General features: G+C 64.5%; 8 protein-coding genes. 4 read left to right on the forward strand and 4 right to left on the reverse strand.

Annotation, left to right across the window (positions count from 1 at the left end; translation table 11 throughout):
- The first annotated feature begins 8 nt into the window (after positions 1-8).
- Complete coding sequence (locus WG899_RS11920; RefSeq protein ID WP_339595871.1) at positions 9-1184, forward strand: patatin-like phospholipase family protein; 1176 nt, start codon at positions 9-11, stop codon at positions 1182-1184.
- Here the strand turns inward: WG899_RS11920 and WG899_RS11925 are convergent, their stop codons facing one another.
- From WG899_RS11925 to WG899_RS11940, 4 genes are all read right to left on the reverse strand, one after another.
- A complete protein-coding gene (locus WG899_RS11925) occupies positions 1185-1937 on the reverse strand; it encodes a metal ABC transporter permease (RefSeq protein WP_339595872.1) in 753 nt (250 codons plus the stop codon).
- A complete protein-coding gene (locus WG899_RS11930; RefSeq protein WP_339595873.1) occupies positions 1934-2887 on the reverse strand; it encodes a metal ABC transporter substrate-binding protein in 954 nt (317 codons plus the stop codon). The genes WG899_RS11925 and WG899_RS11930 overlap by 4 nt, the downstream gene beginning before the upstream one ends.
- Positions 2888-2910: 23 nt before the next feature.
- Entirely contained in the window at positions 2911-4317 is a 1407-nt protein-coding gene (locus WG899_RS11935; protein WP_339595874.1) for a hypothetical protein, read from the reverse strand.
- 142 nt (positions 4318-4459) lie between these two features.
- Complete coding sequence (locus WG899_RS11940; RefSeq protein ID WP_339595875.1) at positions 4460-4846, reverse strand: DUF2946 family protein; 387 nt, start codon at positions 4844-4846, stop codon at positions 4460-4462.
- Positions 4847-5155: 309 nt separating this feature from the next.
- Between WG899_RS11940 and WG899_RS11945 the strand changes: the two genes are divergently transcribed.
- The 3 genes from WG899_RS11945 to WG899_RS11955 all read left to right on the forward strand — a co-directional run bounded on the left by WG899_RS11945 (position 5156) and on the right by WG899_RS11955 (position 11028).
- Positions 5156-5983 carry a hypothetical protein gene (locus WG899_RS11945; RefSeq protein ID WP_339595876.1) on the forward strand — a complete coding sequence of 276 codons (828 nt, stop codon included), beginning with the start codon at positions 5156-5158 and terminating at the stop codon, positions 5981-5983.
- Between the two features lie 244 nt (positions 5984-6227).
- Positions 6228-7163, forward strand: a complete 936-nt coding sequence (locus WG899_RS11950) for a LysR family transcriptional regulator (RefSeq protein ID WP_339595877.1) — start codon at positions 6228-6230, stop codon at positions 7161-7163.
- A 109-nt stretch (positions 7164-7272) separates the two neighbouring features.
- The gene (locus WG899_RS11955; RefSeq protein WP_339595878.1) at positions 7273-11028 is read left to right on the forward strand and encodes a hydantoinase B/oxoprolinase family protein; all 3756 of its coding nucleotides are present in this window, start codon (positions 7273-7275) and stop codon (positions 11026-11028) included.
- Positions 11029-11550: the final 522 nt, after the last annotated feature.

Below are 11550 nucleotides of genomic sequence, written 5' to 3' on the forward strand. Positions count from 1 at the left end.
TCTACGTCATGAGTCAACGAGTCATTGATCGCATCAAGTCCCCAGGTGCAAAGAAGATTCTCAGCTGCGATGGCGGCGGCATCTTGGGCTTGATGAGCGTGGAGATTCTGGCCAAGTTGGAGGCTGATCTGCGGCAGAAAACCCAGAACCCCAGTCTGGTCTTGGCCGACTATTTCGACTTTGTTTGCGGCACCAGCACCGGCGCCATCATCGCCGCCTGCATCGCCACCGGCATGGACACGGCCACCTTGCGCCAGTTCTATGTCGGCAGCGGCGAGCAGATGTTCGACAAGGCGTCCCTGCTGAAGCGTCTGCGCTACAACTACAACGACGAGCCACTGGCCCAGCTGCTGCGCATTCAGCTGAACCAAGCGTTGGGCTACCCTGCGGATGCCGCGCCCGCCACGCTGGGCGACGAGCAGCTGCGCTGCCTCTTGATGATGGTGATGCGCAACCACACGACCGATTCGCCCTGGCCGGTCAGCAACAACCCCTTCGCCAAGTACAACCAGAAGGCTCGCATTGATTGCAATCTGAACCTGCCGCTCTGGCAGCTGGTGAGGGCCAGCACGGCGGCGCCCACCTTCTTCCCGCCGGAGGTGGTGACTTTTGCGCCCGACACGCCGAATGAGTACCAGTTCGTCTTTGTCGATGGTGGCGTCACCACCTACAACAACGCCGCCTTCTTGGCCTTCCAGATGGCAACGGCTGCGCCCTACCAGGTCGGATGGCAAACCGGGGTGGATCAGCTCTTGATCGTCTCGGTCGGCACCGGCCAGGTGGCGAATGCACGGCCCGATTTGCAGGCCGATGATTTGTGGCTGCTGGACCATGCCAAGAACATCCCCGGCGCCTTGATGAATGCGGCGGCGGCTGGCTGGGACATGGCTTGTCGCACCCTGGGCGAATGCCGGCATGGCGGGCTCATCGACCGCGAGATCGGCGATATGGTGCTGGCGCCCGACGCCACCTCAAGCAACTGGAGCGGTCACAAGCAGTTCGCCTATGTGCGCTACGACCCCAATGTCTCACAGGCCGGTCTGGATCAGCTGGGCCTGGACGGCATCCGCGCCAAGGATGTGCAACTGATGGATTCGGTCAAGCACATTCCCGCCATCCAGCAAGTGGGCCAGGCCTATGCACAGCGGCATGTCAGCCTGGCGCACCTGCGCGGCTTTGTTTGATCAGCGCCTGATCAACGATGCGGCCAGGCTGCAGATCGCCAGGGCCCACACAATCACCGCGCCTGAAGGCAGGTCCAGCAACGCCGACAAGGCCAGGCCCAGGCCGTAGGCCACGATGCCAATGCCATAGCCGGCCAGCAAGCGCGCCGAACCCTGCAGCTTGACGGTGCCCAGGGCCGGGATGATCAAGCTGGCGAAGACCAGATAGACGCCCACCAGCTGCACCGAGGCGGTGACGGCCAAGGCGAAGACCGCGTAGAAGCCAAATCGCCCCAGCCGGTCCACCCAACCCAGGCGCATGGCCAGCAGCAAGGCGGCCGAAACACCGCCCAGCCAAAGCAGCTGCGTGTGGTTGACCCAAAGGATCTGGCCGACCAGCAAGTCCTTCAGATGCTCGCCGCCATGCGGGTTGCCGGCCAGAATCAAAAGGCCGGCGCAGGCCGCCAGGATGAACATCACGCCGATCAAGGCTTCTTGATGCTTGGGCGCTTTGCGTTCGGTCCAGGTCAAGAGCCAGGCGCCCAAGAGCGCGGCGGTGACGGCCGCGGCCTGCACTGCGGGGCCGCCTTCCGGCAGGCCTAAGGCATCGGCGGCAATGACGCCCAGGCCGGCGATCTGCGCAATCGCCAGGTCGATGAAAACGATGCCTCGGTCCAAGACCTTGGCACCCAGCGGCACATGGGTGGACAAGACCAAGAGCCCCGCGATCAAAGCCGGGCCGAGGATGGCCCAATCCATGGCCGCCCAGTTCATTTCTTGGTTCCGCCTTGACCGGCTTGCGCTGCCAACAGACGCGCCAGCGTGTCGTCAAACAGGCCGAACAAGTCTTTCGCACCTTCGCTGCCGCCCACGGTGAAGGGGATCTTCACCGCCGGCAAGCCGGCGTTCTTGCTCAACCATTCAGACGGCTTGCCGTCTTGATAGGCTGCGTAGAGCACCATGCTGGCCGGCTTGGCCTTCAGTCGCGCCAGCACGCCTTGCAAGTGCGAGGCGCTGGGCTCGACGCCGGGCTTGGGCTCCAGCACCGCCACCTCGTTCAGGCCTAACCAGTCATACAAGTAGACAAAGGCCTTGTGCTGCGAGACCACCGAGGCGCCCTTCAGCGGCGCGGCCTGGGCGGTCCAGCGGGTCATGGCCTGCTCCCAGCGTTTGCTGAAGTCGCTGTAAGCCTTGGCGTAGGCTCCCGCGTTGGCCGGATCCACCTGCTGCAAGCGCGCACTCAAGGCCTTGGCCACGGCCGCAAGCTGGCGTGGGTCGGTCTGGATATGCGGGTTGCCGCTGGCATGCACATCGCCTTGGGAGCGGTCCAGCAGAGCCGGCACTTCCAGCTTGCGCACATGGTCGGCGGCGGCAAAGTGGCCGGGCTGACCCTCTTGGATCTTGGCATTGCCCGATTGCTGCAAGAGGATGGGCAGCCAGCCCACCTCCAACTCAGCCCCGGTGCAGACCAGCAGATCGGCATTGCGCGCCCGCACGATCAGGCTCGGCTTGGCCTGGATCTGATGCGGGTCTTGCAGCGCGGTGGTGGCCGAGTTGACCTCCACCAGAGAGCCGCCCAGCTCTTGCGTGAGCGCCGCCCATTCAGGCTCGCAGGCCAGCACGCGCAGCGCGGCATGCGCTGCGCTGAGGGGCAGGGCGGCCAGGCAAAGCCCGGCCAGCAGCATCGAGAGACGCGGCCGAAGTGGGGACTTCGAAAAGTTCATCACAAGCTTCTCCTGAGGCGCGCTCAGTAGCCGTGAGCGCCGTGGGCGCCCAAGCTCATTTGATACTGCAGCATCAGCTGACGGTCGCTGACGCCTTCACGCGAGCGGTCTTGCGCCAGCTGCAGGCGGATGCGCGAGAACTCGCTGGGGCTGTAGTCCAGCATCAGCGAATGCTTGGCCGGCTTGTAGCGGCTTTGCGCGTACAGATCGCTGTTCAGGCCGTAGTCGGGCCGGCCGGCGTCCAGGCGCTCGGTGCGCAGGCCGACGCGCCAGGCGGGCATGAATTGATAGACCCCTTGCACATACCAGCCCGACAAGGTGGCGCGGTAGTCGCCGCTGCTGGCGGCTTCGCTGTCGGCGGCATAGAGCAGGCTGCCCTTGCGGCGGCTTTGCAGATACTCGCCCTGCAGCTTGAAGTTGCTGCGGGTGGCATTGCCGTTCGGTGCCCATTTCCAGATCGCGTCCAGCACCCAGACCTGGGTGTCGCCATTGAAGGCGCTGTGCACCGATTCGCCCGCTGCATTCAGGCCGACCAGCTCTTGCGCGCTGGCCTTGGCGTTCAGCAGCGAAGCACCCAGGCGCCAGCTGTGGCTTTCACCGATATCGCCACCGGTTTTGGCGGTCAGCGCCCACATGCCGGGCTTGTTGCGCGAGGTGTCGGTGCCGGGGTGGCTGCGGCCGCGGCCGATCTCGGCACCCAGCTCCAGGTATTGATTCAGTGGCGCCAGCCATTTAAGTTGTAGGCCGTCGTCACCATACTGGCCGCCCAGCAAGGCTTGGTAGGCCAGAGCGTTGTCAACAAAGTCCCAGGTGTGGGCATGCTGCGAGTTCAGCGAGCCCACGCCGGACAAGAAGCGCCCGGCCTTGGCCGTCAGCCCATGGCCCAGCGACGTGGTCTGCACATAGGCTTCTTCCACCGAGACTTGGTTGTCTGGGTGCAAGGCCAGATGCAAGGCGCCGCGCCAGAAGGGGTCGATCTGGGCCGAGATGCCCAACTCCGATTCGGCCAGGCTCAGGCCGCGGGTACCGGGGCCAAACTCGCCGTCGGTGGGCAGGTGGAAGCCGGTGATGCGGTAGTTCTCGGGGTCTTGCGAAGTGTTGGCATAGGTGCCCGAGAGGATCAGCGAGATGGCTGGGTTGAAGGCATTGGCGCCAGCCGTCTTGGTGTTGACGGGGGCTGCTGCAACGGCGGTCGCTGCCTCCGGGTTTGCGCTTACAGCCGGCTTGGTCGCCGCTGTCGCGCTGGCTTCAGCCGAGCGCAGGCGTTGCTCTAGCGCTTGCATACGCGCCTCGTAGGCGGCACGCATGGCCTCCATTTCTTGGCGCAGGGCTTTGATGTCGGCGGCGGTTTCGGCGGCCGGAGTTTGGGCTTGGGCGGCCATAGGTAGGGCCATGGCGAGAGCGAAGCTCGCGGGAATCAGCTTGTGCATGTTCAGAAATCTCGTAGGGTCTGCGGCCCAGCAGCGCCCAGCGTGACAGCGACGGGGAGTCGCCATCGTGGAACGCTTGTGCCAGGGGCGGCAAAGGCAAAAGGGCGCTTGGCCGCGCGCGACCAAAACACCAGGCTTGGCTTTAGACGAAACGAGCAGGAGGGGCGCGGCTTTGATAGGCGCGCAGCGGCCGCTTGGACGGGCCTTGGCCGGGGCTGAACAGGGCCAGTGTCTCGCCCAGGCTGGGCGCGTCAAAGTGCAGGGCAGCCGCAGGCGGCGCGATCGCGTCGATGGCCGCAGCGGCCAAACAGAATTCGCAATGCGTCAGATGCAGCGCGCTGCTTTCGCGTTCGCTGCCGCCTTTACTGCTCTGCGTGCTGTTCGTCGACGGACTCAGGTGCGAGAACGCATGCCAGCCCGACCAGCCCTGCGCCAAAGGCACGAGCAGCGCCAAGCACAAGACCCACAAGACGCGGGGGTCCATGCGGCGGGGCTTGGTGTTGGCGGGGAGGGTGTGGGGTGCGATCACGATGGGGGGCGATCTTAGCCCAGGGGGAAGATGCCTTGGCTGGGGGATTCGACCTCGGTTGTCCTTGCGAAGGCTTCGGCCAGCCTTTTTGAGGCTGACCCAATAGCTGCAGTCCGGCAGGCAACCTCATATGCTGGTACCGGCCGGCAGCAGGCGCATGTATCCTCCTGGGCGCGTTGTCGCCTAACGAATCATTTCTTCAGAATTGCAGTGGCGGCGCGACTCGGATTTTTTATGCTTTGCATACTTCGTTACTTTGGCGCAAGCCGATTCACTCAGTCATTAAGCCTAACAAGCCGCTCCCGCCCCATGCGTACTGTTCTTACGGCTCTGCTCGTATCGGCCATTGCCATGGCTGGAATGGAAGAATCAGCGCGAGCAGCGACCATCAGCGTTCGAAGCAGCACCTTGGAGATGCGAGGCACGATTGACGCGGGCGATGCGGAGGCGTTTGAAAGGGCACTGACCGACGACATCCAACTTGTGCAAGTGCGGTCACCCGGTGGATTGCTGCTCGAAGCGATGAAGATCGGGAAGACTCTGAAGGCCAAGCAACTTAAAGTTGAAATTGTCGGCCTGTGTGCATCTGCGTGCGCTCAATTAATACTTCCTGGCGCACATCTTTTGAAGATAAAGGACGGAAGTGTCATCGCGATGCATGCAGCAGCAGAAGGCGCCTTCTTATCTGCACAGCGTGAAGGTGGCCTTTTGAATCTTCCAAATGCTGCACGGCAAGTCTTGCTCGGTACCCTTGGTCCGCTAAGGGACGAGATGACTGCTTACTTTGATGCAACGGGCGTCAACCGAAATGCAATGAACTTTATGTACCTTCTCACTTCCACATCACAGGTGGAAGTTGCATACAAAGAGGAGTCTGCTGGAAATTTCGCATTTCAACTGCAAGGACAACGCGACCCCCTGTGTCGTGCTTGGCTGCTGGATGCTGAATCACTAGCGTCATTTGGCGTCAAGGCAGATCGCTGGGAGTCAGCTGGCCGCCTCTGGGCTTCATTCGTGTTGGGCGAAAAGTACGACCAAATCTACGATGGGCCGGTGCGCCAAGAAAGTGAACTTGGCGCAGTCAAAGACTGTGCTGCACTTCGCCGCCTACCCAGACTTCATGCCGCCGCTCAATGATGCCCAATCTCGCGCTCGAATGGGCCTACGGCATCTGGCGGGGTTGAGCGGCCGTAGCGTTTTGTAGCTCTGCGAGGCCGGCCGACGCAGACCCATCAGTGGCAAATTTGAACGACTGTCTGTCCGGTAGTCCATCCCACGTGGGGTTGAGCGCTTGTAGATCACCAGATGCTGAGTCACGGTCGAACGAGAAATCCCAAGTGGGGCACATCGATGGCTCCAAGAACAAAGAACTGCCTTCGCCATGAACCTACGATTTCTCGAAGCCTTTCATTGGGCCGTGTCTTTGCAAAGCGTGACACGCGCCGCCGAGCGCTTGCATCTCACCCAGTCGGCCTTGTCGGCGCGGATTGCGGCGTTGGAGCAGGAGCTGGGCGTTGTTTTGCTGGACCGGCGCGACAAGCAACAGTTCCGACTGACCCAGGCCGGCCAGCGCTTTCATGGGCTGGCGCAACAGATGCTGCGCTTGCAGCGCCAGGTGAAGGAAGAAATGGGCCGCCATGGCGACGGGGCCGACAAGGATACCGGCCCGCGCCGCCCGGTGCATCTGCGCATTGGCGCCATCGAGTCGGTGCTGCACAGCTGGTTGAGTGACTGGCTGCTGAGCGTGCGCGAGACCCTGCCCGAGTTTGAGCTGGCGCTGACGGTGGAAACCTCGCTGGAGCTGGTGGAACAGCTGCGGCGCGGGCAGCTGGATCTGGTGTTTGCCTCCTTGCCGGCCGCAGATACCGCCGCGCTGCGCAGCCGGCCGCTGCCCAGCATGTCCATGGCCTGCCTGGGGCCTCAAAGCCTGCCGCCCTTGCGGGGGCGCCGCCGCCGCTACGGCCTGAGAGACCTGGCCGGCCAGGAGTTGCTGACCTTTCAACGCGGCTCGCAGCCGCACCAAGCCTTGTTGCAGCTGTTCCAAGACGCGGCGCTGGAGCCGCCGCGCATTCACACCATCTCCTCGATTGCAGCCATGCTGCAGCTGGTGCAGGCCGGCTTTGGCATTGCGACCTTGCCGCTGGCGGTGGCGCAGCGGGTCGTGCGCCAGCAGATGCCTGCGGTGGCGTTGCAGATCCTGCCCTGCAACTTCGAGCTGGCGCCCTTGCTGATGCATGCCAGCTACCGGCCGGACCCAGCCTCGGACTTGATTGAGGAGCTGCTGGCCTCGGCGCAGCCCTTTGCGGAGCAAGGCTGAACGACTTCTTCATCAAAAAATTCGATCAGTTCAACAGAAATTTTGTTGTTTGATCGCGGCGCAATCGGATCGCACAATGCCTGTCGAAATCGACTCGAGGCCTTCGCCCATGTGCCCTGCCGACGCTAGTTCTGCCATCTCCACGCCCATCGCCGCCCAGCGATGGCAGTTCTGGATCGACCGTGGCGGCACCTTCACTGACCTGGTCGGGCGCGCACCCGATGGCGCGCTGCGCACACTCAAGCTGTTGTCCGAGAACCCCGAGCAATACCGCGACGCGGCGGTCGAGGGCATTCGGCGCTTGTTGGATTTGAAGCCCGGCGAGGCGATCACGCCGGAGCGGGTGGAGTGCGTGAAGATGGGCACGACGGTGGCGACCAATGCTTTGCTGGAGCGCAAGGGTGACGCCACGCTGCTGATCACCACCCAGGGTTTTCGTGACGCCTTGCGCATCGCCACCCAGGCGCGGCCGCGTTTGTTCGATCGGCATATTCTGCTGCCCGAGTTGCTCTATAGCCGCGTCATCGAGGCCAAGGAGCGCCTGAGCGCACAGGGTGATTGCGTCACCGCGCTCGATGAGGCGGCGCTGGCCTGCGAGCTGAAGACGGCCTTCAAGGCCGGCCTGCGCGCCTGCGCCATCGTCTTCATGCATGCCTACCGCTTCCCGGCGCATGAGCTGCGTGCCGAGGCGCTGGCGCGCGCCGCGGGCTTCACCCAGGTCTCGGTCTCGCACCGGGTCAGCCCCTTGATGAAGCTGGTGCCACGTGGCGACACCACGGTGGTGGACGCCTATCTGTCCCCCATCCTGCGTCGTTATGTTGAGCAGGTGGCCGGCCAGATGCCGGGCGTGCCGCTGTTCTTCATGCAGAGTTCCGGCGCCTTGACTGAGGCCCATCACTTCCAGGGCAAGGATGCGATTCTGTCCGGCCCGGCCGGCGGCATTGTCGGCATGGTGGGCACCGGGCTGGCGGCGGGGCACGCCAAGCTGATCGGCTTTGATATGGGCGGCACCTCTACCGATGTCAGCCACTACAAGCACGAGGGCGGCATCAGCGATCCGGCGAACTATGAGCGCGCCTTTGAGACCGAGGTGGCCGGCGTGCGCATGCGCGCGCCGATGATGAGCATCCACACGGTGGCGGCCGGTGGCGGCAGCATCATCCGGTTTGATGGCGCGCGTCTGCGCGTCGGGCCCGAGTCGGCCGGCGCCAACCCGGGTCCGGCCAGTTACCGGCGCGGCGGCCCACTGGCGTTGACCGACGCGAATGTGATGCTCGGCCGCATCCAACCGGACTTCTTCCCGGCGCTGTTTGGACCGACGGCCGATCAGCCGCTCGACCGTGACACGGTGGCGGCGCGCTTCGCAGAGCTGGCCCAGGCCAGCAGCCAGGTCGGTGGCCCCAGCAGCGCTGAAGAGCTGGCCAGCGGCGCGTTGCAGATTGCCGTCGGCAGCATGGCCAATGCGGTCAAGCGCATCTCGGTGGCGCGTGGCTATGACGTGACGGCCTACACCTTGCAGTGCTTTGGTGGCGCGGGCGGTCAAGCTGCTTGTCTGGTGGCCGATGCCCTGGGCATGAGCCGCGTGCTGGCGCACCCCTTGGCCGGGGTCTTGAGCGCCTATGGCATGGGCCTGGCCGAGCAGGGGGTGTTGCGCGAGGCCTCGGTCGAACTGGCGCTGGACGCCGCAGGCTTGGCCGCGGCAAGGGCCACGGCGCAGCTCTTGCAGCAAGAGGCCTGTGCCGAGCTGCTGGATCAGGGCATTAGCCCCGAGGGCGTGCGCAGCCGCTGCCGCCTGCTGCTGCGCTACCAAGGCACCGACACCGCCTTGCCCTGTGAAGTGACCGATTTGGCGCGGCGCGATGAAGACGTGGTGGCCGGCTTGCGGGCCGATTTTGAGGCCGCCTATCGCCAGCGCTTTGCCTTCTTGATGCCGGGTCGGGCCTTGGTGATCGAGGCGGTGGCGGTCGAGTGCACGGCGGCCGGCGCGCGCGCCGAAGCGCTGGCGCCAGGGGCTGCCGCGAGCGCCGCCTACAGCCCCGAGCCCGCCGCGCTGCGCCGCATGTACTGCCCGGCCGATGAGGCTGGCCCCGCCGGCTGGCGGCCGGCCGCCCTGCATCGGCGCGAAACCTTGCATGCGGGTGCCGTGATCGACGGCCCGGCCATCCTGGCCGAGCAGAACGCCACCACGGTGATCGACCCCGGTTGGCAGGCTCGCTTGCTGGCCGGCGGCGGGCTGGAGATTCGCCGCGTCACGCTGCGCCGGCCGCGCCACGCGATCGGCACTCGGGTCGACCCGGTGATGCTGGAGGTCTTCAACAACCTCTTCATGAACATTGCCGAGCAGATGGGCCTGCGCCTGCAGAACACCGCGCACTCGGTCAATATCAAGGAGCGGTTGGACTTCTCTTGCGCTTTGTTCAGCGCGCGCGGCGAGTTGATCGCCAACGCGCCGCACATTCCGGTGCACCTGGGTTCGATGAGTGAATCCATTCAGGTGGTGATGGCGCGCAACCCTGCGATGGCGCCTGGCGATGTCTTTGTGCTCAACGACCCCTACCAGGGCGGCACCCATCTGCCCGACATCACCGTGGTGACCCCGGTGTTTCTGCACGCGGCCAGCGGCGATGCCGAGGGCGAGGCGCTGTCGGACAAGCCCGACTTCTATGTCGCCTCGCGTGGCCATCATGCCGATATCGGCGGCATCACGCCCGGCTCGATGCCGCCGTTCTCGACCCGTATCGAGGAAGAAGGCGTATTGATCGACAACTTCAAGCTGGTGGACCGGGGCGTCTTGCGCGAAGCCGAGATGCTGGCCCTGCTCGCCAGCGGCCCCTACCCGGCGCGCAACCCGGCCCAGAACATGGCCGATCTGCGCGCCCAGATTGCCGCCAATAAAAAGGGTGCGCAAGAGTTGCAAGCCATGGTCGAGCAGTACGGTGCCGCCACCGTGGCGGCCTATATGCAGCATGTGCAGGACAACGCCGAGGAGTCGGTGCGCCGCGCCATCACCCGTTTGCAGGACGGCGCCTTCACGCTGATGCTGGACAACGGCGCGCAGATCCAGGTGGCGGTCAAGGTCGATCAGGCGCAGCGCAGCGCCGTCATCGACTTCAGTGGCAGCAGTGCACAGCAGCTAACGAATAACTTCAACGCGCCGCGTTCGATCACCATGGCCGCGGTGCTGTATGTGTTCCGCACCTTGGTGGAGGATCAGATTCCGCTCAATGCTGGTTGCTTGAAACCCCTGCGCGTGATCGTGCCGACTGGCTGCATGCTCAACCCCTGCGCGCCGGCCGCGGTGGTGGCCGGCAATGTGGAAACTTCCTCCTGTGTCACCAATGCGCTCTACGGCGCCTTGGGCGTGATGGCGGCGGCCCAGTGCACGATGAACAACTTCACCTTCGGCAACGCGCAGCACCAGTATTACGAGACCATCTCGGGCGGCTCCGGCGCCGGCCCCGGTTTTGCCGGCACCAGCGTCGTGCAAACCCATATGACCAACTCGCGCCTGACCGACCCCGAGGTACTGGAATGGCGCTTCCCGGTGCGTCTGGAGTCCTACGAGATCGCCGCCGGCACCGGCGGCGCCGGCCAGTGGCGCGGCGGCGATGGCGGCCTGCGCAAGATTCGTTTCTTGGCGCCCATGACCGCCTCCATCCTCAGCAATGGTCGCAAGACCGGCGCCTTCGGCATGGCCGGCGGCGCGGCCGGCATGCCGGGCCTGAACTGGGTGCAGCGCGCCGACGGCAGCATCGAGCCACTGCCGCATCTGGGTCAGGTCGAGATGCGCCCCGGCGATGTGTTTGCGATTCGCACGCCGGGTGGGGGTGGCTACGGCAAGTCGGCAGACTTGCCCAGCGAATGAGCAGGTGGCCGCCGGGGCGGCATCGCGGCCATTGGACCGAAAGTCCGGTGACGGCAAAGTGCCCGGAGCGGAAGTCCATTCCTTATTGCTCTGGCGGCACGATGCCGGGTGTTCGGCCCGGCGGCCGACTCACTTTTCTTGCTTCACCAAGAAAAGTAAGCAAAAGAAGGCGCCCCGGACGCCTGGCCCCTGCGGGGTCCGTTGCGGTGCTCGCAATTCAGGGCCCGTGCCCAACTCACTTCGCTACGCTGCGTTCAAACAAGGGGCACGAAGTCAGATGTTGAGGGCGCTGCGCGCCTGCCCAGAATTGCTGCGCTCCTCACCCAGTCATACGGGATGAAGAGCTACGGCTCGCTGCGCATCGCCTCGAACAGGGTGCTGCACGCAGCACGCACCCCTTAAGGCGATGCGCAGCGAGCCGTGTTCTTTTGGGTTCCCCTTCTGTATGGGCGAGGAGCACAGAGTTTGCCGGGCGTCGCGCAGCGACTTCAAGAACTGGCTTCGTGCCCCTTGTTTGAACGC

This window comes from Paucibacter hankyongi, assembly GCF_037482915.1.
Classification (GTDB): Bacteria; Pseudomonadota; Gammaproteobacteria; order Burkholderiales; family Burkholderiaceae_C; genus Paucibacter_A; species Paucibacter_A hankyongi.